The sequence below is a fragment of the Nocardioides perillae genome (genome assembly GCF_013409425.1).
Classification (GTDB): Bacteria; Actinomycetota; Actinomycetes; order Propionibacteriales; family Nocardioidaceae; genus Nocardioides; species Nocardioides perillae.
The window spans coordinates 854091-878139 of record NZ_JACCAC010000001.1 but is presented as its reverse complement, the minus strand read 5'-3'; the positions used below and the strand labels follow the sequence as shown (position 1 = coordinate 878139).

19 protein-coding genes are annotated in these 24049 nt (G+C 75.4%); 10 read left to right on the top strand and 9 right to left on the bottom strand.

Annotated elements, in window-relative coordinates:
• Window positions 1-34: 34 nt before the first annotated feature.
• The 4 genes from BJ989_RS04085 to BJ989_RS04070 all read left to right on the top strand — a co-directional run bounded on the left by BJ989_RS04085 (window position 35) and on the right by BJ989_RS04070 (window position 3593).
• A complete protein-coding gene (locus BJ989_RS04085) occupies window positions 35-664 on the top strand; it encodes a nitroreductase family protein (RefSeq protein ID WP_179517110.1) in 630 nt (209 codons plus the stop codon).
• Window positions 665-969: 305 nt separating this feature from the next.
• Window positions 970-1575: a DnaJ family domain-containing protein gene (locus BJ989_RS04080; protein WP_179517109.1), complete on the top strand. Its 606-nt coding sequence runs from the start codon at window positions 970-972 to the stop codon at window positions 1573-1575.
• Between the two features lie 69 nt (window positions 1576-1644).
• A complete protein-coding gene (locus tag BJ989_RS04075; protein ID WP_179517108.1) occupies window positions 1645-2736 on the top strand; it encodes an HpcH/HpaI aldolase/citrate lyase family protein in 1092 nt (363 codons plus the stop codon).
• Window positions 2733-3593, top strand: a complete 861-nt coding sequence (locus BJ989_RS04070) for an HpcH/HpaI aldolase/citrate lyase family protein (protein ID WP_179517107.1) — start codon at window positions 2733-2735, stop codon at window positions 3591-3593. The genes BJ989_RS04075 and BJ989_RS04070 overlap by 4 nt, the downstream gene beginning before the upstream one ends.
• Before the next feature lie 189 nt (window positions 3594-3782).
• Here the strand turns inward: BJ989_RS04070 and BJ989_RS04065 are convergent, their stop codons facing one another.
• Window positions 3783-4811 (bottom strand): NADPH:quinone reductase, encoded by a 1029-nt coding sequence (locus BJ989_RS04065; protein WP_179517106.1) that lies wholly within the window; start codon window positions 4809-4811, stop codon window positions 3783-3785.
• Window positions 4812-4971: 160 nt separating this feature from the next.
• Between BJ989_RS04065 and BJ989_RS04060 the strand changes: the two genes are divergently transcribed.
• On the top strand, window positions 4972-6099 hold the full coding sequence (locus tag BJ989_RS04060) for an RDD family protein (protein ID WP_179517105.1): 1128 nt from the start codon (window positions 4972-4974) through the stop codon (window positions 6097-6099).
• A gap of 100 nt (window positions 6100-6199) precedes the next feature.
• Here the strand turns inward: BJ989_RS04060 and BJ989_RS04055 are convergent, their stop codons facing one another.
• The 3 genes from BJ989_RS04055 to BJ989_RS04045 form a co-directional block, all read right to left on the bottom strand.
• Window positions 6200-6919: a hypothetical protein gene (locus tag BJ989_RS04055; RefSeq protein WP_179517104.1), complete on the bottom strand. Its 720-nt coding sequence runs from the start codon at window positions 6917-6919 to the stop codon at window positions 6200-6202.
• A 65-nt stretch (window positions 6920-6984) separates the two neighbouring features.
• Window positions 6985-7341, bottom strand: a complete 357-nt coding sequence (locus tag BJ989_RS04050) for a hypothetical protein (RefSeq protein ID WP_179517103.1) — start codon at window positions 7339-7341, stop codon at window positions 6985-6987.
• Between the two features lie 36 nt (window positions 7342-7377).
• Window positions 7378-7827 carry a hypothetical protein gene (locus BJ989_RS04045; RefSeq protein ID WP_179517102.1) on the bottom strand — a complete coding sequence of 150 codons (450 nt, stop codon included), beginning with the start codon at window positions 7825-7827 and terminating at the stop codon, window positions 7378-7380.
• 116 nt (window positions 7828-7943) lie between these two features.
• Between BJ989_RS04045 and BJ989_RS04040 the strand changes: the two genes are divergently transcribed.
• Window positions 7944-8483, top strand: coding sequence for a TetR family transcriptional regulator (locus BJ989_RS04040; RefSeq protein ID WP_179517101.1), 540 nt, complete (start codon window positions 7944-7946; stop codon window positions 8481-8483).
• A 238-nt stretch (window positions 8484-8721) separates the two neighbouring features.
• Here the strand turns inward: BJ989_RS04040 and BJ989_RS04035 are convergent, their stop codons facing one another.
• The 3 genes from BJ989_RS04035 to hutH form a co-directional block, all read right to left on the bottom strand.
• Window positions 8722-10047, bottom strand: a complete 1326-nt coding sequence (locus BJ989_RS04035) for an HNH endonuclease signature motif containing protein (RefSeq protein WP_179517100.1) — start codon at window positions 10045-10047, stop codon at window positions 8722-8724.
• Between the two features lie 371 nt (window positions 10048-10418).
• Window positions 10419-12077: a urocanate hydratase gene (gene hutU, locus BJ989_RS04030; protein ID WP_179519360.1), complete on the bottom strand. Its 1659-nt coding sequence runs from the start codon at window positions 12075-12077 to the stop codon at window positions 10419-10421.
• A gap of 101 nt (window positions 12078-12178) precedes the next feature.
• On the bottom strand, window positions 12179-13822 hold the full coding sequence (gene hutH, locus BJ989_RS04025; RefSeq protein ID WP_179517099.1) for a histidine ammonia-lyase: 1644 nt from the start codon (window positions 13820-13822) through the stop codon (window positions 12179-12181).
• A gap of 152 nt (window positions 13823-13974) precedes the next feature.
• Between hutH and BJ989_RS04020 the strand changes: the two genes are divergently transcribed.
• Complete coding sequence (locus BJ989_RS04020) at window positions 13975-14415, top strand: hypothetical protein (RefSeq protein WP_179517098.1); 441 nt, start codon at window positions 13975-13977, stop codon at window positions 14413-14415.
• Here the strand turns inward: BJ989_RS04020 and BJ989_RS04015 are convergent.
• Entirely contained in the window at window positions 14375-15352 is a 978-nt protein-coding gene (locus tag BJ989_RS04015; RefSeq protein WP_179517097.1) for an SGNH hydrolase domain-containing protein, read from the bottom strand. The two genes, BJ989_RS04020 and BJ989_RS04015, sit on opposite strands and share 41 nt — an antisense overlap.
• Before the next feature lie 226 nt (window positions 15353-15578).
• Between BJ989_RS04015 and BJ989_RS04010 the strand changes: the two genes are divergently transcribed.
• Window positions 15579-16343 (top strand): IclR family transcriptional regulator, encoded by a 765-nt coding sequence (locus BJ989_RS04010; RefSeq protein ID WP_343049077.1) that lies wholly within the window; start codon window positions 15579-15581, stop codon window positions 16341-16343.
• A 115-nt stretch (window positions 16344-16458) separates the two neighbouring features.
• Here BJ989_RS04010 and BJ989_RS04005 read toward each other — a convergent pair whose 3' ends face one another.
• The gene (locus BJ989_RS04005; RefSeq protein ID WP_179517095.1) at window positions 16459-17325 is read right to left on the bottom strand and encodes a PhzF family phenazine biosynthesis isomerase; all 867 of its coding nucleotides are present in this window, start codon (window positions 17323-17325) and stop codon (window positions 16459-16461) included.
• A 116-nt stretch (window positions 17326-17441) separates the two neighbouring features.
• Here BJ989_RS04005 and BJ989_RS04000 point away from each other — a divergent pair, with 116 nt between their 5' ends.
• Together BJ989_RS04000 and BJ989_RS03995 are read left to right on the top strand one after the other, a co-directional pair.
• Window positions 17442-19967, top strand: a complete 2526-nt coding sequence (locus BJ989_RS04000; protein ID WP_179517094.1) for an amidohydrolase family protein — start codon at window positions 17442-17444, stop codon at window positions 19965-19967.
• 209 nt (window positions 19968-20176) lie between these two features.
• Window positions 20177-23986 (top strand): (Fe-S)-binding protein, encoded by a 3810-nt coding sequence (locus BJ989_RS03995; protein ID WP_343049076.1) that lies wholly within the window; start codon window positions 20177-20179, stop codon window positions 23984-23986.
• Window positions 23987-24049: the final 63 nt, after the last annotated feature.

Here is a 24049-nt window from a genome sequence, read left to right as displayed (position 1 = left end):
GCCCGGCCCGGCGCCACCGTGGCAGGCTGCGCGCGTGGACTTCCCCGAGGTGGTGCGGCGCCGCCGGATGGTGCGCCGCTTCGACGCCGCCCGGCCGGTCGACCCGGCGGTGGTGCGGCGCGTGCTCGACCACGCCCACCGCGCGCCGACGGCCGGCAGCAGCCAGGGGCGGGCGTACCTCCTGCTCGACAGCCCCGCCGAGGTCAACCGCTTCTGGGAGGTGACCTCTCCCGATCCCGACGCGTCCAACCGCTGGCTCGACGGGATGCGCACCGCACCCGTGCTCGCGGTGGTGCTGACCGACCCGACGGCGTACGCCGCGCGCTACGCCGAGCCGGACAAGGTGCGGGCGGGCCTCGCCGACGTCCCGACCGAGGCGTGGCCGGTGCCGTGGTGGCACGTCGACGCCGGCATGGCTGCCCACGCCGCCCTGCTGACCGCGGTCGACGAGGGCCTCGGCGCCTGCTTCTTCGGTGTGCCCGGAGCGCGGTGGGACGCCTTCCGCCAGGCGTTCGGGGTGCCCCACGCCTGGCTGCCCGTCGGCGCGCTCGCCCTCGGCCACCGCCAGCCGGGCGACACCGGCTCGCCCGGCTCCGCCGCCTCCCCCACCCACCGCCGCCCGCCCCTCGACGACGTCGTCCACCGCGCCCGCTTCCGCGGCTGAGCGCCCCTGTCGGAGTCCCCGGCTGACCGGTGACTCCTGCACTTGTGCCCCGAGAACTCGGGCCACGAGTGCAGGACTTGGGCCTCAAGTCCCCACCTGTCCGACCTGAGCACCCGGGCTCATGCGCTCCCGGCCGACGGCGCCCAGGCTCGACGGGTGCGCACCCGTCGAACCCCTCTCGTCCTCCCGGTGGCGACGTGCGGCTGGCTGCTGCTGCGTCCTCTCGCCTCCTGACGGACAGCCGCGTCCGAGCCGGAGCGAGCGCACAGCCCGTCCGTAGGCTGGGGATCGCAGGAGGTGAGCCCATGACCGCCGCACGCGACGACCACCACGCCGACGCCGACGCCGACGACGCCGACGACGATCCCGGCGCAGCGCAGGCGCCCGACCGCGGCCGCGAGCGCGACGCCCGCACGGGACAGGCCTCCGCCGCGCTGCGCGTGCAGCACCAGGCCCGCTGGGTGGAGCTGCAGCTGCAGCGCGCGATGGAGCGCGGCGACTTCGACGACCTGCCGGGCTACGGCAAGCCCCTGCGCGACCTCGGCCGCGAGCACGACCCCGACTGGTGGCTCAAGCGGCTCGTCGAGCGCGAGCAGCTCACCGTGCTCCCGCCGGCACTCCAGCTGCGCAAGGACGACGCCGACCTCGAGGCCCACCTCGACCGCCTCCCGACCGAGCGCGAGGTGCGCGGCGAGGTCGACGACTTCAACCGGCGCGTGCGCCACGCCCGCATGCAGCTGCAGGGCGGCCCCCCGGTCATCACCCCGCTGCGCGACGTCGACGCCGAGGTCGAGGCCTGGCGCTCCCGCCGCGACGAGCGCCGCGCGGCCCAGGCCGAGGCCCTCCGCGCGCAGCGCGAGGCCGAGCAGGCCGAGCGCCGCGCCCGCCGCTGGTGGCGCCGGCGCGGCTGAGCCGGCCCCGACAAGCGACGAGACGTGGGTCATACCCGCCGGTAGGGACCGCGCGCTAGGTTCCGGCGCATGCGCCCAGCCAAGGACTTCTTCGCGCCCCTCGCCGTGGGCGCCCCCGCGCCCCTCCGCGACATCCCCGCCCGCCCGTCGCGGGCAATCCACTTCTTCGACCCCAGCAACGCGAAGATGGCCGCGAAGGTTCCCCAGATGGTCGGCACCGTCGACGTGCTGCTGGGCAACCTCGAGGACGCCGTCAAGGCCGACAACAAGCTCGCCGCGCGCCAGGGCCTGGTGGACATCGCGAAGAGCACCGACTTCGGCCCCACCCAGCTCTGGACCCGCATCAACGCCCTCGACAGCCCGTGGGTGCTCGACGACCTCACCACCCTCGTCACCGAGGTCGGGGACAAGCTCGACGTCGTCATGGTGCCCAAGGTGCAGGGCGCCGAGGACATCCACTACGTCGACCGGCTGCTCGCCCAGCTGGAGGCCAAGGCCGGCCTGGAGCGCCCGATCCTGGTGCACGCGATCCTCGAGACCGCCCGCGGCGTGGCCAACATCGAGGAGATCTGCGGCGCCTCCCCGCGCATGCAGGGCCTCTCGCTGGGCCCGGCCGACCTTGCGGCCGACCGCCGCATGAAGACCACCCGCGTCGGCGGCGGCCACCCCGGCTACCTCGTGCGGCAGGACCCGCCGCGCAACGAGCTCGGCGTCGCCGACGTCGAGGCCCAGCGCACGACCTACCAGCAGGACCTCTGGCACTACACGATCGCGCGGATGGTCGACGCCTGTGCCATGCACGGCATCTACCCCTACTACGGCCCCTTCGGCGACATCGCCGACACGGTCGCCTGCGAGGACCAGTTCCGCAACGCCTTCCTCCTCGGCTGCGTCGGCACCTGGAGCCTCCACCCGAAGCAGATCGCGATCGCCAACCGCGTCTTCTCGCCCTCGGTCGAGGACGTCGCCCACGCCCGCCGCGTCGTCGCGGCCATGGGCGACGGCACCGGCGCGGTCATGCTCGACGGCAAGATGGAGGACGACGCCTCCCTCAAGCAGTGCCTGGTGATGGTGCGCCTGGCCGAGCAGCTCGCCGAGATCGACCCCGAGCTCAAGGCGGCGTACGACGCGGTCGGCGCCGACGGCGAGGTGACGGCATGAGCGACTACACGCCGCTCCGCTCGGTCCTCTACATGCCGAGCTCCAACGAGCGCGCCCTCGAGAAGGCCAAGTCCATCGCCTGCGACGCGCTCATCCTCGACCTCGAGGACGCCGTCGCCCCCGACGCCAAGCCCGCCGCCCGGGAGGCCGCCTGCGCCGCGGCCGCCTCGGGCGACTACGGCCGCCGCACCGTCACCATCCGCGTCAACGGCACCGGCACCGAGTGGCACGACGACGACCTGCGCGCCGCAGCGCAGGCCGGCCCCGACGCCGTCGTGGTCCCGAAGGTCGGCAGCGCCGCCGAGGTGCAGCAGCTCGTCGCCGCCCTCGAGGCCGCGGGCGCGCCCGACCGCACCACCCTCTGGGCGATGGTCGAGACGCCGACCGCCATCCTCGACGCCCTCGCCATCGCCCGGGCCTCCGAGCGCCTCTCCTGCCTCGTCATGGGCACCAACGACCTCGTCAAGGAGCTGTACGCCGAGCACGTCCCCGGCCGCGCCCCGATCCTGCCGAGCCTCCACACCGCACTGCTCGCCGCCCGCGCCGCCGGCGTCGCGATCGTCGACGGCGTCTACAACGACGTCAAGGACACCGAGGGCTTCCTGGCCGAGTGCACCCAGGGCCGCCAGATGGGCTTCGACGGCAAGACGCTGATCCACCCCGGCCAGGTCGAGGGCGCCAACACCGCCTTCGCCCCCAGCGAGCAGGCCGTCGAGGACGCCCGCGGCCTGATCGTGGCCTTCGAGGAGGCCGGCTCCGGCGTCGCCACCTACAACGGCAAGATGGTGGAGGCGCTCCACGTCGAGTCCGCCCGCCGCACGCTCGCCATCGACGAGGCGGTCCGCGCGCTGGGCTGACGGCTCGGGCTGACCGCCCGGGTGTCGCCGGTCGGGGTGCGCGCCCGGGTCGGCCTGGGTCGCCGCGTCGCCGGGCGCGCCCTGCCGTGCCCGGCCACGTCAGCGGCGCCGCGCCTCCTTCTACGGCCGCCCCGGACCCCCACCCCGCCCAGCTCCCGTCGTCCGCCCGGCCGCCAGCGCGGCGCGCCCTCAGACGTCGATGACGACCTTGCCGACGGCGCCGTCCTCGACGGCGCGGTGGGCGTCGGCGGTCTGCTCGAGCCCGAAGCGGTGGAGTGGGAGTCCCGCCTCCTCGCCGACGCGGAGGGCGCCGTCGGCCACCGCCGCGCCGACGGCGGCGACGGCGTCGGCCTTCGCCCGGTCGGGGATCGTGTAGAGCAGGACGCCCTGCCAGCGGATGTTCTTGGACATCGAGCCGCGCACGGGGATGGTGGCGTCCTCGCCGCCGTTGGTGGCGTAGTAGGCCACCGTGGCGCCGTTGGCGCACACCTCGACGTCGAGCGGGGCGTTGACGGCCGGCGACACCTCGACGACCACGTGCACGCCGTCGGGGGCCACCTCGCGGATCGCGGCCGCCGTGTCGTCGACCGTGCCCGCGGTGTAGTCGACGACGTGGTGGGCGCCGGCCGCCCGCGCCAGCGCGGCCTTGTCCTCCGAGCTCACCGTCGTCACGACGGTCGCGCCGGCCCAGCGGGCGAGCTCGATCGCCGCGTGGCCGACCGCGCCCGCGCCGCCCGCGACGAGCACGGTGCGGCCCTCCAGCGCGCCGGGCGCGAGACGGCTCGGCCCGTCCTCGGCGGCGGTCAGGCAGCGGTGGGCGGTCAGGGCCGGCACGCCCAGCGCCGCCCCCACGTCGTACGACGCACCCTCCGCGAGCGCGACCGCGTGCGCCGCCGGCACGACCACGACCTCCTGCGCGGTGCCGCCGACCGCGCCGACGCGGGCGGTGAGCCAGAGCCAGACGCGCTCGCCGACCCGGGCGGGGTCGACGCCCTCGCCGACGGCGACCACGTCGCCGGCGCCGTCCTGGCCGGGCACGTGCTCCTCGGCGCCGCTGGGGGGCGGGGTGATGCCGGCACGGGTCTTCCAGTCGGTCGGGTTCACGCCGGCGACGCGCACGCGCACCGCGACCTCGCCGGCACCGGGCTGCGGCTCCGGCCGGTCGGTGAGCTCGAGGACGTCGGGGCCGCCGGTGCTGGTGTGGACGATCGCGCGCATGGCCCCATCCTGCCGTCCGCTCGCGGGGCGGCTCCACCCTCCCGCCGTGGCGCCCGCGCGGCCCCACCGGGCGATCCGGGGGGCTGCGAGGGCTCGGGGCCCGGGCACCGTCCCGCCCGGACGGGCAGCGCGGGGCGGACCGGGTCGGTACCGTCGCGCCGTGAGCACCGACCGGCCCTCCGCGCGCGGGATCATCCGGCGCGTCACCGGCGAGGTGACGGGTCGCGTCGTCGCCGCGGTCGACCCCGACGTCGTGCTCGCCGAGGTCGACGTCGAGGCACTGGTGGAGCGGATCGACCCTGAGGCGCTGCTCGAGCGCATCGACCCCGACCGGCTGCTCGACCGGATCGACCCCAACCGGCTGCTGGACCGGGTCGACCCCAACAGGCTCCTCGACCGGGTGGACGTCGACCGCCTCCTCGACCACGTCGACGCCGACCGGCTGCTCGACCAGGTCGACCCCGACCGCCTCCTCGACCGGGTGGACGTCGACCGGTTCCTCGACCGGGTCGACCCCAACCGGCTGCTCGCCCGCGTCGACGTCGACGCGCTGCTCGCCGGCGTCGACCTCGAGGCGCTCGTGCGCCGCTCGGGGGTGCCGGAGATCGTCGCCGAGAGCACCAACGCACTGGGGCTGCGCACCCTCGACCTCGCCCGCCGACAGCTGGTCTCGCTCGACGTGCTCATCGACCAGGTCACCGACCGGCTGCTGCGACGCGACTTCTCGACCGAGCCGGCGGGGCCGGCGCGCCTGGTGCAGGCCGGAGAGCGGCGGGGCGACGTGCAGCCGGGGCGCCGACGGTCGGTGACGGGTCACTACGCCGGGCCGGTGACGAGGCTGGCCTCGATCGCCGCCGACGCCGCGATCGTCGTCAGCTCGTTCACCGTCGGCGTGGCCGGCATCGACTTCCTCGCGCGGGTCTTCCTGGGGCTGCAGGCCGACCGCGCGGGCTTCTCGCCGCTGGCCGTCGCCGCGCTGGTCGCCTGGGCCTTCGTCTACACCTTCGGCGGGCTCGCCGTGGCCGGCCGCACCGTCGGCAAGGCGCTCGTCGGCAACCGCGTCGTCACGCGCGACGGGCGCACCATCAGCGTGCGCCGCGCCTTCCTGCGCACGCTCGCCTTCCCGCTCAGCGCGGTCCTCGGCCTGGGCTTCCTGCTCGCGCTCTTCCACCGCGAGCACGGCACGCTGCACGACCTCGTCGCCGGCACCACCGTCGTCTACGACTGGGGCGAGCGACCCGTCGAGCTGTCCGGCCCCCTCACGGCGTACCTCGACCGCCAGTCGTGACGCCGGCGCCCGGGGCACGACCCCCACGACCCCAGCGGCGGCCGGGCGAGGCGCACGGCCCCCGGCGTCGGGTGCCGGGGGCCGTGCGGTGGAGCAGTGGTCAGCGGCTGCGGGCGAAGGCGCTCACGCAGTCGCCCTGGTTGCGGAAGGTCGGCGCGGTGCTGGTCGCCCAGCCCCCGCCCTTGCACTCCGCTGCCGAGCCGACGACGACCCCGAAGGCGTAGGTCGTGCCCGCGAAGGTGATCGACTGGATGACCCCGTCGCCCTTCACCCCCGACCCGAGGGAGAAGCCGAAGGCGAGCACGTCGGCGTCCGGGAACGCCGCGCGCCACTGGTCGAGCGTGCCGTGCCACGTGCTTCCCGACCCGCCACCGGTGACCGGAGCACCCGACTTGACGAATGCGGCCGCCGCGTTGCCGAGCCACCAGTCGGAGCCGTAGAAGGTCGGCTCGCCGACGAGGATGCCGTCGGGAGAGCCGTCGCCGTCGAAGTCGACGACGAGCTGGAAGCCCGGCGGGGTCGAGCCGCTCGTCGGCGCGTAGTCGAGCGCGGGCTCACCGGCGGCCGACAGCGGCGTCTGCGTCGCGACGTACTCGGCGACCTTGTCGGTGGAGGTGGTGCCCTCGGTCCACACCCGGAGACCACCGTCCTCGGTGAGCTCGTAGTGGCCGGTGGCACGGGTGTCGGACAGGGCCGCGACGAAGTCGTCGGGCACGTCGATGGTCGCGGTCGGCGCGTCGGCGACGGCGGCGCCGCTCGCGGCGGCGGTCAAGACGACGGCGGCGGCAGCGCCGAGGCAGGCGCGGGCACGGTTCAGCACGATGGGTTCCCCACTCCCCAGGGACCCCTGGCACGCGACCTGCGTGCCCCTCCCCGGGGTCGCGCTCACCCTAGGGGCCGGGGGCGGTCTGGACCAGACCCTCGAGCCGCCGCCCGGGGCAGCACCACCTCGAGCCCGGCGAGGAAGTCGCGCACCACGGCCGCCGGCATCTCGCACGGTCGCACCTCGACCCGGGCCGTGGCGCCGGACCCGACGGCGTACAGGTTGGCACTGACGTGGCGCCCGCCACCGAGCTCCTCGGCCCAGACCTTCTGCGAGCGGCCACCGACCTGCACCGTGCGCGACGCGCCCCAGCGCACGCCGTCGTGCTCGACCTCGCTCCACCCCTCCGGCAGGCGGGTGAAGAGCGCAGCCCAGTCGACGTCGCGCACCTCCGGGTCGGCGAGGTCGTCGGGGTCCACGCCCCCAGTGTGGCGACCGGGCACGGGTCGGCACCGTCAGGGCGCGCTCGGCCGCGTCGTGGCGGTGCCGACCCGACCGGGCCACAGGATCGCGAGCGGGAGGCCCAGGGCGAGGACGAAGGGCACGTTGAAGGCCGCGTGCTGCCAGCTGCCGAGCGCCAGGGACGCCGCGGTGTCGAGCAGTGCCCACGCCCCCACGCTCGCGGTGACCGCCCACCACCACCGCGGATCACCTGCGCGCAGACCCAGCCGCACGACGGCGAGCAGCAGCAGGGCCCACCCCACGAGCACGGCCCCCAGCACGCCGCGCACCAACCGGACGTGGTCCAGCGGTGCGCCCTGCGGCACGCCCGCACCCTCCGCACCGAAGCCGAGCGCCGTGAAGAGACGGTCGACGACGTCGCCGGCGACCACCATCGTGGTGGCGTACGCCACCACCAGGACCAGCACCGACTCGAGCGCGACCAGCGCGCGATCGCGCGTCACGGAGGGCACCCCCACCCCAGGGGTCGGCGCTGCGACGGGTGCTCCTCCCTCGGGACGGCCCCGGTTTGTAGTGGTCACTACATCACGGTAATGCCGCCCGGCCCTACGATCCAGTGGTGGGCCACAAGCACTCGGCGGCGTCGCTCCTCGACGCCGCGCTGGCCGTCGTGCACGACGAGGGTCTGCACCGCCTCAGCTTCGGCCGGGTCGCGAGGCGCGCGGGCACCAGCGACCGTGTGGTCGTCTACTACTTCCCCACGCGCGACACGCTCGTCGGGGCCGTGGTGAGCGAGATCGGTCGGCGCCTCCTCGCCGGTCTCGAGCCCGTCCTGAAGGGTCCGCCCGCTGCCGACCACCGCGCGTTGGCGGCTCGAGCCTGGCTGGTGGTGCGCGAGCCGGGGTCGGCGGCCCTGCTCACGACGTACGTCGAGGCGATGGGTCTCGCCGCCGGCGGCACCGCGCCCTACACCGCCCTCGCGCCCGCCGTGGTCGACTCCTGGGTCGAGCAGCTCGAGGCGCACGTCGCCGGCGACCCGGAGCGACGGCGCTCCGAAGCACTCGCGGCCCTCGCCCTCCTCGACGGCCTGCTGCTGCTCCGTCTGGCGGCCGGCCCAGCGCAGGCCGACACAGCCGCGCGCGCCCTCGGGCTCGTCTGAGTCTGGCCGGTCTCGGGCGTGGGTCACGCGCCGAGGGATCGCGCGCTGGGCACGCGCCGAGTAGTCACGCGCTGCGCTGGGCACGGGTCGAGGGGTCGCTCGCTGGCCGGCAGTGCTCCGGTAGTCGAGAGGTGCCGTCGGGCTTGTCTCGAGGCCGCGGGTGCTGCAAGGGGCGGCCGCGGTGTCACAGGTACGCCGCCGGGGCTAGCGTGGGTGGGTCTGGCTGCGTCGCGCGGTGTCAGGTCCGCATGGGCCGGATGCGGGCGAAGGTGATCCGGTGGCGGTGGTAGGTGGTCTCGTAGGCGGGGTCGTGTGCTCGGGCGTGGTGTCTGGGGCAGAGCAGGTAGCCCTGGTCGAGGTCGGTGCGTCCGCCGGTGTGCCAGGGGGTGCGGTGGTGGGCGTGGCACATTCCCGGTGGCCAGTCGCAGCCGTCGGCGGTGCAGCCGCCCTGGAGCCGGGCGAGGGCGAGGCGTTGGGTCTTGGTGAAGTACCGCCGGGTCCGTCCGACGTCGAGGGGCTGCGAGGCTCCGCCGAGCACGACGGGCACGATCCCGGCGCCGCACGCCCACAGGCGGGCTTTCGCGGCGGTGATGCGGGTGCCGGTCGACAACGTGACCGGTGCGTCGGCACCGGGGCCGGTGCCGGTGAGCTGCGCCAGGTCGAGGGTGACGGTGACGGTGGCGTCGACCCCACCGGCCTGGGTCGCGGTGGTGGTGGTGGCAGCGGCGTCGGCGGCGGGGCGGTGGCGGGTGCGGACGTACTCGCAGAACGCGTGCCCGCGTCGCAGCGGTCGGGGGACGCGGTCGCCGTGCTGATCGACCGGCACCGGGTCGGTGCCGTGGGTGGCGTGGTGGTGACGGGGTGCAGTGAGCGCGTCGAGGGCGGTGGCGAGCATGTCGGCTTCCGCGGCGGGGATCGTGAACCGGCCATGCGCCTTGCCGTGGCCGTCGCGGGTCATGGTGAAGCTGGCTGCCGCGGCTGCTGCTGCTTCTTCGCGTTCGAGGCGGTCGCGTTCGACGTCGTCGGCGATGTCGGGGGCGACGACGTCGAGGATGCGGTCCCCGAGGCGTTTCAGCTCGACCGCGTCGAACATGGCGGCGAGGTCGAGGAGGTGGGCGCGGGCGGCGTCGACCACTGCGGCCCCGACCCGATCGGCCGGCAGGGCGTCGACCGCGCGGGTGATGACCTCGGCTTGCTCGGGCAGCACCACCCCGGCGCTCATCGCCGCGAGCATGGTGCCGTGGCGTGCCTCGAGTGCCGCAGCGTGGCGGACGGTGCCGACCGACTTCGCGCGTGTCTGGTGGACCAACCTGGCCCAGTGCGCCCCCGTAGACGTCGCACCCGTGGCGTCACCGACACCCGCACGGTCAGCAGCAGCAACGGTGGTGAGCTCGAGCGCGGCGAGGCGGGCACGACACTTGGCGAGCTCGACCAGCGCCGCCTCGGCTTCGGGCGCGGTGAGTGACCAGGCCGGCGTACCCGACGCGTGGTCGAGGTCGGTGTCGAGGCAGGCGAGCGCGACCAGCAGCGGGTGCTGCGGCTGGTGGTCGCGGTGGTCTGCCATACCGCCTACCCAAGCACTCGCCACCGACAGTCACGCGCGCCTCGAGAACTGCCCGGATCGCGCTGTGGACAACGGATCCACGACGGTCGCCTGTGGACGGGAAGTGGCGCACGCGGGTCGCGAATCGCAGGTCTCGAGACGGCCTTGGCGGGCCTCCGCGACAACCCATGGTCGACGTTCGGCGGGCCGCTCGCCGGGTCTCGACACGCTCGCTGGCGCTCGCTGCTCGACCACCGACCTCTGCCAGCGCGTGACCCCTCGACGCACGCGCGGCGCGCGGCCCCTCGACGCCAGCCCAGCGCGCGACCCTCGACGCCAGCCCAACGCGCGACCCCTCGACGCCAGCCCAGCGCGACCCCTCGACGCGGGCGTCAGGCGTCGAGACCCGGCACCCGCACCCCGCGCTCGCGCGCGACCTCGACGGCGCGGTCGTAGCCGGCGTCGGCGTGGCGCAGCACACCCATGGCGGGGTCGTTGGTGAGCACCCGCTCGAGCTTCTCCGCCGCCAGCGCGGTGCCGTCGGCGACGACGACCTGGCCGGCGTGCAGCGAGCGCCCCATGCCGACGCCGCCGCCGTGGTGCAGCGAGACCCAGGTGGCGCCCGAGGCGGTGTTGACCAGGGCGTTGAGCAAGGCCCAGTCGGCGATCGCGTCGGAGCCGTCGCGCATGCCCTCGGTCTCGCGGTAGGGCGAGGCGACCGAGCCGCAGTCGAGGTGGTCGCGCCCGATGACGACGGGGGCGGACAGCTCGCCCGAGGCGACCATCTCGTTGAACCGCAGCCCCGCCCGCGCCCGCTCGCCCTGGCCGAGCCAGCAGATGCGCGCCGGCAGCCCCTGGTAGGCCACCCGCTCCTGCGCCATCGTGATCCAGCGGCGCAGCTTCGCGTCGTCGGGGAAGAGCTCGAGCACGGCGGCGTCGGTCGCCGCGATGTCGGCCGGGTCGCCCGAGAGCGCCGCCCAGCGGAAGGGGCCCTTGCCCTCGCAGAAGAGCGGGCGGATGTAGGCCGGCACGAAGCCCTCGATCTCGAACGCCCGGTCGCAACCGCCCTTGCGCGCCTCGTCGCGGATCGAGTTGCCGTAGTCGAAGACCTCCGCGCCGGCGTCGGCGAAGCCCACCATCGCAGCGACGTGGGCGGCCATCGAGGCTCGAGCGCGCTCGGTGAAGCCCGCCGGGTCGGCCGTGCGCTCGGCCTCCCAGTCCTCCACCCGCACGCCCACCGGCAGGTAGGCGAGCGGGTCGTGCGCGGAGGTCTGGTCGGTCACGACGTCGATCGGCGCGCCCGCGGCGAGCAGGGCCGGGAACACCTCGGCGGCGTTGCCCAGCAGCCCGATCGAGAGCGGCCGGCCGGCGTCGCGGGCAGCGACCGCGCGGCGTACGGCGTCGTCGAGGTCGTCGGCCTGCTCGTCGAGGTAGCGGTGCTCGATCCGGCGGGCGATGCGGGACTGGTCGACGTCGACGCAGATCGCGACCCCGTCGTTCATAGTCACCGCGAGCGGCTGCGCGCCGCCCATGCCGCCGAGCCCGGCGGTGAGCGTGATCGTGCCGCGCAGCGACCCGCCGGCGCCGCTCACCCGACCGGTGACCCGCTTCTCGGCCACCGCCGCGAAGGTCTCGTAGGTGCCCTGGAGGATGCCCTGGGTGCCGATGTAGATCCACGAGCCGGCCGTCATCTGGCCGTACATCGTCAGCCCGAGGTCCTCCAGCCGCCGGAACTCCTCCCAGGTCGCCCAGTCGCCCACCAGGTTGCTGTTGGCGATCAGCACCCGCGGCGCCCACGCGTGGGTGCGCAGCACGCCGACGGGCTTGCCGGACTGCACGAGCAGCGTCTCGTCGTCGGCGAGGTCGCGCAGGCAGGCGGCGAGGGCGTCGTACGCCGCCCAGCTGCGGGCTGCCTTGCCGGTGCCGCCGTAGACCACGAGGTCGTCCGGCCGCTCCGCGACCTCCGGGTCGAGGTTGTTCATCAGCATCCGCAGGGGCGCCTCGGTCTGCCACGAGCGGGCGGTCAACGTGGTGCCGCGCGGGGCGCGCACGGGTCGCGGGCCGGCGACGCGGTCGGGGGCAGCAGGGGCGGCAGGACCGGTCGCTGCAGGGCCGGTCGCTGCCGGGCCGGTCGACGGGCGCTGGGTGGTGGTCACGCGAGGTCTCCGATCGTGGACGAGGCGGCGGCGAGGACGGCGCCGGAGCGGACGAGGTCGACCGCGGCCTCGACCTCGGGCGACAGGAAGCGGTCGGGCCCGGGGCCGCCGACGCCCCCGTCGCGCAGGGCGGCGATGACCGCGGCGCTCGCCGGGGCGGCGGCGACCCCCGGCAGGGTCAGGAGCCGCAGCTCGAGGGCCCGGGCGGCGACGACCAGCTCGACGGCGACGACCCGGGTGAGGCCGTCGACGGCGCGGCGCAGCTTGCGGGCCGCACCCCAGCCCATCGAGACGTGGTCCTCCTGCATCGCGCTGGAGGGGATGGTGTCGACGCTGGCCGGCGAGGCCAGGCGCTTGAGCTCGGAGACGACAGCGGCCTGGGTGTACTGCGCGATCATCAGCCCGCTGTCGACGCCGGGGTCGTGGGCCAGGAAGGCGGGCAACCCGTGGTTGCGCGCGGGGTCGAGCGCCCGGTCGGTGCGGCGCTCGCTGATGCCCGCGACGTCGGCGGCGACGACGGCGAGGAAGTCGAGCTGGTGGGCGATCGGCGCGCCGTGGAAGTTGCCGTTGGACTCGAGCCGGCCCGCCTCGCCCTCGGTCTCGTCGTCCCACGCCGCGACCACCGGGTTGTCGACCGCGGCGGCCAGCTCGCGGGAGGCGACGACCGCGGCGTGCTCGACGGTGTCGCGGGCGGCGCCGTGCACCTGCGGGGAGCAGCGCAGCGAGTAGGCGTCCTGCACGCGGGTGCAGTCGGGTCCCCGGTGGGAGGCCACGACGCCGGAGCCCGCGAGCAGGGCGACCAGGTTGGCGGCCGACGCCGCCTGCCCCGGGTGGGGCCGCAGGGCCTGCAGCCTGGCGTCGAAGACCCGGTCGGTCCCGAGCAGCGCCTCGACCGACAGCGCGGCGGCGACGTCGGCGGTGCGCAGCAGCCGCCGCAGGTCCTCGATCGCCAGCAGCAGCATCGCGAGCATGCCGTCGGTGCCGTTGATGAGCGCGAGCCCCTCCTTGGGGCCGAGCACCACGGGTGCCAGCCCGGCCGCCGCGAGCGCCTCGACCGCGGGTCGGAGCACCCCGGCGGCGTCGCGCACCTCGCCCTCCCCGATCAGCGCCAGCGCGCAGTGCGCGAGCGGGGCGAGGTCGCCGGAGCAGCCCAGCGACCCGTGCTCGCGCACGACCGGCGTGATCCGGTGGGTGAGCAGGTCGGCGAGCAGTCGGGCCGTCTCGACGCGCACCCCGGTGCGACCGGTGGCGAGCGTCGAGAGCCGCAGTGCCATGAGGCCGCGGGTCACCTCGACCTCGACCTCGGGCCCCGACCCGGCGGCGTGCGAGCGCACCAGCCCGACCTGCAGCCGAGCCCGGTCGGCCGGGGCGATGGGGCGGGTGGCGAGCGCGCCGAAGCCGGTGGACACGCCGTACGCCGGGGTGGGCGCGGCGGCGAGCCGGTCGACCACGGCGCGTCCCCGCGCGAGTGCCCGCAGCGCGTCGTCGCCGAGCACGACGGAGGCGCCGTGGCGCGCGACCGCGACGAGCTCGTGGGGGCGCAGCGGCCCGGCGCCGACGACGACGGGCGGCGGGTCGGCGGGTGCCGCGGGGCCCGCCGAGGACGGCGCGAGGGCCGCGGGGAGGGTCGGGGTGCTCACCTCTCCACGAGACACCCGGTGGCGGTGGCCCGTCTGCGCACGGACCCGAGCCGGTGTCTCGGATCCGAGACGAGGGTGGTGGCCGACCCCGCCGGGGGGCACCGCACGGGGTGGTCGGCCACCGCCGGCCGCTCACCGAGGGAGGGAACCCCGTGGAGACACCCTGGATCGTCGCGCTCGTCGTCGCCGCCGTGCTCGTGCTGGCGGCCCTGGTCGCCTTCGCGCTGGTGCGGCGCCGCGACCTCCGTCGGCAGGAGGCCGCCGGTCTCCGCTCGCGCGCCGCGGCCCACGCGCCGCGGCTGCAGGAGACCGAGCGGGAGGCGCGGCTGCGCGAGGCCGAGGCCGAGCGGCTGCGCCTCGAGGCCGAGCGGGCCGAGCAGCGCGCGGCCGAGGCGCGCGGCGCGGTCGCGCACGAGGAGGCCCGCGTCGAGGACACCGTGCGCGAGGCCGACCGGCTCGACCCCGGGGTCGACCACCGCTCCGACGACTACCGCCCGCAGCCGCCGACCCAGCGCGGCCCCGCGGGCGGCGCGCCGGGCGGCGACCCGACGGTCAGCCCGTCATCCGCAGCGCACGACCCACGGCACCGCTGAGGGTGGCGGTGTAGCTGGCGGTGAGGTGCCCGCGGTCGCGGTAGGTCACGACGTTGCCGACGACCGCCGGGCACTGGCCGTCCCAGCACACCCACCTCCGGGTGTCGACCACCGGGAGTCGCCGCTGGCGGAAGACGCCGACCGGGACCTGGTTCATCTGCTCCGAGGCCTTGCCGGGGCGCTGCAGGCAGTCACCGAGGTCGTTGCTGCTGTCCGAGAGGCAGGGCTGCGGGTCGAAGCCGACGCGCGGCACGTCACGCAGCAGCACCAGGCGACGGGTGTCGGGGCGCACCGCCTCGACCAGCCGCTGGTATCCCCGGCGCATCTCCGCGCGCACGCCCTCGGCGTCGGTCACCCGTCGACCGCCCACCCACACGCCGCCCGACGGGGCCGACGTCGACACGACGACCAGGCGGGGGTCGAGGCGCTCGACCTGCCGGTCGGCCCACCGGTGGAAGTCGCGGCAGGCGGTGAAGCGCTTGCCGCTGCCGATCTGGGCCACCATCACGTGGGCGGCGGTGCACTGCTGCTTGACCAGGTAGTAGATCCTCCACCCGTCGCGCGCGCCGATCGCGTCGAGCGCGGGGATCCAGAAGCGGCCGTGCGAGTCGCCGAGCACGACCGCGACGCGCTTCGCGTCGCGGTCCCCGCGCGGGCACAGCCGCCGGGTCGAGGTGGAGTAGTCGCACGCCCCGAGGTCGCCGAGGTCGCGGTCGAGCCGCCGCATCGACGGCTGCAGGTCGGCCGGCACCGGCTCGCCGCGCCGCGCCGCCTTCACGGCCTCGACCACCGCGTCGCCGGGCGAGGTCGCGCGGGCGTCGGTCGTGGCAGCGCGCAGCGAGAGCTCGGCGAGCTGCTCGGGCGTGGTGTCCGGGGCCGCGGCCTCGCCGGGGCTGCCGGCCGTCGAGGCGGACGGCGACGGCGCCGCGTCACCCACGCCGGCGCCGGAGCAGGCCACGGCCAGCGAGAGCGCGGCGGTCGCCGCGGCGACGAGGACCGGTCGAGACCACCGGGACCGTCGTGCGGTCCGGGCTCGGCGTGCGGTGGGCGGGCGGTGTGCGGACAGGTGTGCGGACATGGGTCCCCCCGGTCGGTGTGGGCCCACATCGTGTCCTCTCGACGGGTCGAGCGCCACCCCGCGCGCCGGTGCCAGACTGCGGCGGGTGAGCCAGGTCCCCGCCGCGACGCGTGCGCTGCGCGTGCTGCGCTACCTCGCCACGCAGCCGGGTCCGGTGCCGCTCGACCGGATCGCCCGCGCGTGCGCGCTGCCGCGCAGCACGGCGTACCACCTGCTGGGGGCCATGGCCGAGGAGGGCTTCGTCGTCCACCTCGCCGAGGACCGCTGCTTCGGGCTCGGGGTGGCGGCGTTCGAGGTCGGCTCGGGCTACGCCCGCCAGGAGCCGCTCGCCCGGTTGTCACGACGCCTCATGGCCGAGCTGGTGGACCGCACGGGCCACAGCGCCCACCTGGCGGTGCCGCACGGCCGTGACGTGCTGTACGTCGTGGAGGAGCGCGCCCCGGGTCGCCCCCCGCTCGTGACCGACGTCGGCGTGCGCCTCCCCGCGCACCTGACCGCCAGCGGGCGCGCGCTGCTCGCCGGGCTGCCGGCGGCGCAGGTGCGGGCGCTCTACCCCGACCGCGCGGCCTTCGTCGACCGCCACGGCGTCGGCCCGGCGACCCCGAGCGCGCTGCGCACCGTGCTCGCCGAGACCCGCCAGCGCGGCTGGGCCGTCGAGGAGGGCGAGGTCACCCCGGGCCTGGCCAGCGTCGCCGCCGCGGTGCTCGACCACAACGCCCTGCCCGTCGCCGGCCTGGCCGTCACCTTCCCGGCCGACGAGGTCGCGCCCGACGCCCGCGCCGCCCTCGCCTCCCACGTGCGCCGCGCGGCTTCGGCGCTCACCCACCGCCTGCACGGCCGCCCGGCCTGACCGTCGCGCTCAGCCTGACCGTCCCGTTCAGCACAATTGTGCTGGCCCGCACTGTGGAACCAGCGGGTAACCGTCGTGCTCGGCACAATTGTGCCGAACCCGCCGCCGCCGCCCGCTACAGCGCGACGACGCCGCTGACCACGGTGCGGCACGGGCCGCCCACCCACCGCGACCCGTCGGAGTCGGAGGTGACCTGCACCCGACCGTGGCGCCCGATCGCGGTGCCCTGCCGGGCGGTCCACGCCGGCGGCAGGACGCCCTCGCCGCACAGCCAGACCGCGAAGCCCGCGTTGAGGGAGCCGGTCACGGGGTCCTCGGGCACGGCGTACTCCGGGCAGAAGGCGCGCACCTCGACGTCGGCGGGGCCGTCCGCCGGGTGGGCGCCGAGCACCCCGACGTCGAGGTCGCCGAGGGCCGCGAAGTCGGGCTCCAGCGCCAGCACCGTCGCCGCGGAGTCGAGCTGCAGCCCGATCCAGCCGGGACCGTTGTCGATCCAGGCCGCGCGCAGCACGCGCTCCGGCTCGACCCCGAGCGCGGCGACCACCCGGGCGAGCAGGCCGTCGTCGACGGGGCCCTCCCGCAGCAGCCCCGGCGCGCGGAAGGCCAGCGAGGCCCCCTCGTCCGCAGGCCCGCGGCGCAGCTCCACCAGCCCGACCCCGCACTCCTGCACGACGCGCCCCTCGACCGCAGGCCGGCCGCCGCGCTCGAGCCAGGCGTGGGCGCTGCCGAGGGTCGGGTGACCCGCGAAGGGCAGCTCCTGGGCGGGGGTGAAGATCCGCAGCCGGTAGTCCGCTCCCCCCGCGCGCCCCTCCTCGCTCGGCGGGAGCACGAAGGTGGTCTCCGACAGGTTGGTCCACCGGGCGAAGGCCTGCATCCGCCGGTCGTCGAGGCCGTCGGCGTCGTGCACGACGGCCACCGGGTTGCCCGCGAGCGGCGCGGGGGCGAAGACGTCGACCTGGTCGAAGGCGCGCGTGCGATCCACGGCCCCACCCTCGCCCCCGGACACCCCCTCGACAAGAACGTGACTCCCTGTCAGGTTCGTCGTTGCACCCGTGACGACCGCCACGTCGGCGGTCCGTCGAGCCCCCAGGAGGACCCGTGGACGCGCCCCGGACCGACCCCGCCCGCCCCGCGCCCGCAGCGCTGCGCCGCCGCGCCGCCTGGTCGGGCGCGATCGCGCTCACCCTGGTCGGCGCCGCCCTGGTGCTGCCGGGCGCCGTCGGCGCGCGGGAGGGCTCCGCCCTCGACCTGTACGACGCCAGCGCGGCCGGCGCGCCCCTCACCGCCGAGTCGCGTCCCCACCGCCACGGGGTCGACGACGACCACACCACCGCCGAGGCCGGGCACGACGGGCACGACGACGGGCACGGGCACGGGCACGACCACAGCGACCCGACGACCAAGAACCTCGTCAGCCGCGGTGGCGAGACCGCCGGCACCACCGACCCGACCACCGCCGCCCAGGCCCGCCGCGCCGCGGCCGCCGTCGCCGCCGGTCGCCGCACCCCCGACCCGGTGCTCGTCGACGTGCCGCTGCGCGAGCGTCGCCGCGCCGTGCCGGAGGACCGCTTCGCCATGGCGGGCGGCTGCTACACCGTCGGCGGTCGCCCGGTCCGCTTCCAGGCCACCGACCTCGGCCGCTACCTCCTCTACACCCGCGACCGCCGCTTCCTGGTGCTCGGCGGCACGGCTGCGGAGCCCTCCGACGCCGCGGTGTGGGCCGCGCGCCGCCTGGGCCCCGGCCTCTTCCAGCTCAGCGCACCCGGTGGCTCGCGCACCGAGCGGCTGCGCACGACGACCGGCTGCGCGGCGTACCCCGAGGTGCAGGTGGGCGTCCGCGGTCTCCCGCACGGCGGGGCGACGTCGTTCCAGGAGGTGCGCGGCTACGCGGACCTGCACACCCACGGCATGGCCTACGAGTTCCTCGGCGGCGAGGCCCACTGCGGCAAGCCGTGGGACCGCTTCGGCGCGCCCTACGCCCTCGTCGACTGCGAGGACCACACGCTCACCGGCGGCAACGGCGCCGCGCTCGAGGCGCTGCTGTCGGGCAAGCCGTCGCACGACCCGGTCGGCTGGCCGACCTTCCGCGACTGGCCGGCGCCCGACTCGCTCACCCACGAGGGCACCTACTGGAAGTGGATGGAGCGCAGCTGGCGCGGCGGCCTGCGGCTCTTCGTCAACCTGCTGGTCGAGAACGGCCAGCTCTGCCAGGCCTACCCGCTGAAGCGCAACTCCTGCGACGAGATGGACTCCGTGCGGCTGCAGGCCAAGCGCATGCGTGAGTTCGAGCGCTACGTCGACGCGCAGTACGGCGGGCCCGGCGAGGGCTGGTACCGCATCGTCACCAGCCCGTGGCAGGCCCGCCGCGTCATCAACCAGGGCAAGCTCGCCGTCGTCATGGGCATCGAGACCTCGCTGCCCTTCGGCTGCACCTTCAAGCGGCTGCCCGGTGGTGACGTCAACGCCTGCGACGTCGCCTCGATCGACCGGCAGCTCGACGAGGTGCACCGCCTCGGCGTGCGCCAGATGGAGCTGGTCAACAAGTTCGACAACGCGCTCTCCGGCGTCACCGGCGACGCGGGTGAGACCGGCGTGGTCATCAACGGCGCCAACTTCAACGAGACCGGCACCTTCTGGGACATGCGCAAGTGCACCCCCGCCGACGGCGAGTCGGCCGACAAGACCCAGCTCGCCGCACCCGACATCAGCGCGGGCCAGCAGGACGCGCTCTTCGGCGCCGTCGCCGAGCTCGCGGACGGCCTCAACCTCGGCGCCCTGCCGCTCTACCCCACACCGCAGCACTGCAACGCCCGCGGCCTCACCCCGCTCGGGCAGCACCTCGTCGACCGGATGGCCGACAAGAAGATGCTCATCGACCCCGACCACATGAGCGTCAAGGCCCGCGACATGCTCCTCGACCAGCTGGCGGAGCGCCGCTACCCCGGCCTGGTCTCGAGCCACTCGTGGTCCACCCCCGACGCCTACCCCCGGATCTACCGCGCCGGCGGTGCCATCGCGCCGTACGCCGGCGACTCGACGGGCTTCGTCGCCAAGTGGCGGCGCCACCTGGGCTGGGCCGACCCGCGCTACTTCTTCGGCATGTCCTACGGCGCCGACATCAACGGCCTCGGCGCCCAGGGCTCCCCGCGCGGCGCCGACGTCGCCAACCCCGTGCGCTACCCCTTCCGCGGCATCGGCGGGATCACCCTCGACCGGCAGCGCTCCGGCCAGCGCCTGCACGACGTCAACGTCGACGGCGTCGCGCACTACGGCCTCTACCCCGACTGGGTCGAGGACCTGCGCCAGGTCGCGGGCAAGGACGGCGACGCCATCGTCGAGGACATGACGCGCGGCCCCGAGGCCTACCTGCAGACCTGGGAGCGCGCCGAGAGCATCCGCCCCGACTCCTGCCGCAACCCCGGCCTGCGCCGCTCGGTCCGCGCCCTCGACCGTGCCGTCCGCACCGGCATGTCGACCCGGGCGGTCCTCCGCGCCGTCGGCCAGCCCTTCGTCCGCGTCGGCCGCGAGTTCCGCTACTGCGCCGAGGCGCCCGGCCGCCCGAAGGTCGCCATGACCGTCGAGCTGTCGCGCGCCGGCCGCGTCGTCGACGTCCGCCGCGGCTGAGCGGCAACCGGGGCCGCCCGCCAGGAGCGGACGCCGGAGCGGAGCCCAGGTGGTCGCGGAAGGCGGGCGGCGCCCACCAGCCGGTCCGTGCCGAGCCCTCGTCTTGTCCCGAAGTTACCGCTCGGTAGGATGTGGGTCACAAGTCATCGGCCCTGACGGCACGGTGGGCGCACACTAGGCTCACGAGGTCGCCCGGACGGGCGCGCGCGGTGACGCGCAGCAGCGACGAGGAGCCGTTCTCCATGCAGATCATCGCCATCGTGGTGTCCCTGGCCATCGCGGCCGTCGGCACCGCCCTGTTCGTGCGGGCCATCCGCGACATGCTGGGCACGCTGCGCGTCGGCCAGCCCGCGCCGGGCCGCGCCGACGACCCCGCGCGCCGCACGCTGACGCTGGTCAAGGAGACCCTCGGTCACACCCGCATGCTGCAGTGGACCTGGGTCGGCATCGGCCACTGGTTCATCTTCGTCGGCTTCGGGCTGCTCTTCTTCACGCTGCTGACGGCCTTCGGCCAGCTCTTCGACGCCCACTTCGCGCTGCCGGTGGTCGGCCACTTCTTCCTCTACGAGTGGCTCACCGAGTTCTTCACCGTCGTGATGATCGGCGCGATCATCGCCTTCATCGCCTACCGCGCGTCGCGGCCGAAGGAGCGCGTGCGCGGGGTCAAGGGCCGCTTCTTCCGCTCGACGATGTGGCAGGGCTACTTCGTCGAGGCGGTCATCCTCTCCGTCGGCCTGTGCATCATCGTGCTGCGCGGCCTCGAGTACGCCCTGTTCAAGGCCGAGGGCGAGGAGTACGGCACCGCCTTCCACTTCCCCTTCACCTTCTGGATCGGCGAGGCCCTCGGCGGCCTGTCGGTCCCCACGCTCGAGAACCTCGTCCACTTCTTCGCCATGCTGAAGATCGTCGTGTCGTTCACGTGGATGATCGTCATCTCGCTGAACCTCACGATGGGCGTCGCCTGGCACCGCTTCACCGCGTTCTTCAACATCTGGTTCAAGCGCGAGTCCTCCGGCCGTACGGCGCTGGGTGCGGTCAAGCCCCTGACCTCCGGCGGGCAGCGGGTCAGCCTCGACGACGTCGAGGAGATGGACGAGGACACCCGGCTCGGCGTGGGTGCGGCCGAGGACTTCTCGTGGAAGAACGTCCTCGACTTCACCTCCTGCACCGAGTGCGGCCGCTGCCAGTCGCAGTGCCCCGCGTGGAACACCGACAAGCCGCTCAACCCCAAGCTCCTCATCACCGCCCTGCGCGACCACACCTACGCGAAGGCGCCCTACCTCCGGGCCGCCGAGGGTGACCGCGAGGCCGTCCTGGCCGCCGGGGGCGACACCCTCGTCCGCGAGGTGGAGCGCCCGCTGGTCGGCGACACGGCCGACGACGAGTGGTTCTACATGCCCGAGTCGGGCTCGGCGGTCATCGACTCCGAGGTGCTGTGGAACTGCACCAGCTGCGGCGCGTGCGTGCAGCAGTGCCCCGTCGACATCGAGCACGTCGACCACATCATCGACATGCGTCGCTACCAGCTGCTGGTCGAGAACAACTTCCCGGCCGAGCTGAACCAGCTCTTCAAGGGCCTCGAGGGCAAGGGCAACCCCTGGAACATGAGCCCGCAGGGCCGCATGGACTGGGCCAAGGACCTGCCCTTCGAGGTGAAGGTCGTCGGCGAGACCGTCGAGTCGCTCGACGAGGTCGAGTGGCTCTTCTGGGTCGGCTGCGCCGGCGCCTACGAGGACCGCGCCAAGAAGACCACCCGCGCGGTCGCGGAGCTGCTCGACATCGCCGGCGTGAGCTTCGGCGTGCTCGGCAACGGCGAGACCTGCACCGGCGACCCGGCCCGCCGCGCCGGCAACGAGTTCGTCTTCCAGGGCCTCGCACAGCAGAACGCCGAGACCTTCAAGGAGATGAAGGTCAAGAAGGTCGTCTCGGCCTGCGCCCACTGCTTCAACACGCTCAAGAACGAGTACTCCGAGTTCGGCGTCGAGCTCGAGGTCGTGCACCACACCCAGCTGCTCAACCGCCTCGTGCGCGAGGGCAGGCTGACCCCGGTCAAGGACGGTGCGGGCGCGCACAAGCGCTCCATCACCTACCACGACCCCTGCTACATCGGTCGCCACAACGGCGTCTACACCCCGCCCCGCGAGCTGCTGCAGGTCCTGCCCGGCGCGGAGGTCAAGGAGATGCCGCGCAACTCCGAGCGGTCCTTCTGCTGCGGCGCCGGCGGCGCGCGCATGTGGATGGAGGAGAACACCGGCGAGCGCATCAACATGAACCGCACCGACGAGGCCGTCGCCACCGGCGCCGACCAGATCGCCGTCGGCTGCCCCTTCTGCCGCGTCATGCTCTCCGACGGCCTCACCATGAAGCAGTCGAAGGGCGAGGCGCGCGAGGAGGTCGAGGTCCTCGACGTGGCGCAGATGCTGCTTGCGTCGGTCAAGGGCGCCCAGGCCACCAAGCTGCTGCCGGGCGAGGGCGCGGCCGCGGGCGCCGGTGCCCCCGCGAAGCAGCCGGCCGCCGCCGAGGCGTCGACCGCGGGCACCGCGGCCGGCACGTCCGCCGGCGGCACCGCCGCCGTCACCGACGACGAGGCGCTGAAGGCCGAGCCGCAGGACGGCGACGTCACCCAGACCGAGGACACTGTCACCGCGACCGAGGACGCTGGCCCGCTGGCGAAGGCGTCGGGCGGGTCCTCGCTCTTCGACGACCCCGCCGGTGCGGCCGAGACGACCGACCCCGCCAAGGCCCCGGCCGAGGAGGCGCAGGCCGCGAAGCCCGCGTCGTCCGGCGGGTCGCTCTTCGACCTGGGCGGCGATGACGCGGACTCCAGCGCGGACTCCAGCGCAGACTCCGGTGACGACGCAGCTCCGGCAGCGGAGGCCGCCCCGGCTCCCGCCGCCGCGTCGGGCTCCGGCGACCTGGGCGGCGGCGGCTCGCTCTTCGACCTCGGGGGCGACGACGCCCCGGCGGCCGAGGCACCCGCGTCCACCCCGTCCGAGCCCGCTCCGTCCGAGCCCGCTCCCTCCGAGCCCGCTTCCTCCGAGCCTGCCGCGTCGGCCGACCTCGGGAGCGGCGGCTCGCTCTTCGACCTCGAAGCGCCGGCCGAGCCGGCGGCTGCGACCGCACCCGCGTCGCCCGAGGAGGGCGGGTCCGAGGCCCCGAGCGAGGCGGCTGCCGAGGCACCGACCGAGACCGAGGCATCGACCACGGCCCCGGCGGCGGCACCTGCGCAGTCGGTCGACCTGAGCAGCGGTGGCTCTCTCTTCGACCTCGAGGCTCCGGCCGAGCCGGCCGCTCCCCCGGCCTCGGCTCCGGTCGCCGAGAAGGCGAGCACCACCGACGAGGAGGCCGACGGCGCACCTGCGGCCAGCGAGGCCGCCGACCGGCCCGCCGACGGCCAGCCCGAGGAGGGCGCCGGCGACGCGCTCGACCCGACCGACGCCGCCCCGGCCGAGGAGCAGTCGGCGGCACCGCGGCAGGCGGCCGGCACGCCTGTCCGCGGCACGACCGGTTCGTTGTTCGACATCGCCGCCCCGCGGGCGGCGTCGTCGGCGGCCCCGGCAGCTCCCGCAGCCGCGGCGGCGACGCCGGAGCCGGAGCCGGAGCCGGAGCTGGCCACGTCCGGCGACGCAGCCGCTTCTAGCGAGATCGCCGAGGCCACCGAGGCCACCGGGGCCACCGAGGCCGGCGACAACGTGCCGTCGGGCGCCGACGTCAGCAGCGCCGCGACGTCCCTCGGGGACGACTCCGTGGGGGCACCCGCCCCCGCCGAGCAGCCCACCGCCGCCCCGGCCGAGGCCGAGGCCCAGGCGGAGGAGGAGTCCGCCGGGCCGACCCCGGCCGCTGCAGCGGAGGCCGACGCCGAGGTGGCCGCCGCCGAGCAGGTGAGCGCCGACCCGGTGGACACCGCTGCCCAGAACGGCGCGTCGCAGGACGGCACGGCGCCCGCCGACGCCGGCCCGGCGCACACGCCGCGCACCGACGCCGACATCGCCGGGAGCAGCTCGCTGTTCGACCTCTGACCGGCCCGCTGCCGGACAGCGCCGAGGGCGCCACCCCACCGGGGTGGCGCCCTCAGTCGTTCC

Coding starts and splice junctions, on each gene's coding strand:
- BJ989_RS04080 (WP_179517109.1), top strand. CDS start 970: ATGACCGCCGCACGCGACGACCACCACGCCGACGCCGACGCCGACGAC.
- BJ989_RS04075 (WP_179517108.1), top strand. CDS start 1,645: ATGCGCCCAGCCAAGGACTTCTTCGCGCCCCTCGCCGTGGGCGCCCCC.
- BJ989_RS04070 (WP_179517107.1), top strand. CDS start 2,733: ATGAGCGACTACACGCCGCTCCGCTCGGTCCTCTACATGCCGAGCTCC.
- BJ989_RS04065 (WP_179517106.1), bottom strand. CDS start 4,811: ATGCGCGCGATCGTCCACACCAGCACCGGCGGCCCCGACGTCCTCGAG.
- BJ989_RS04035 (WP_179517100.1), bottom strand. CDS start 10,047: ATGGCAGACCACCGCGACCACCAGCCGCAGCACCCGCTGCTGGTCGCG.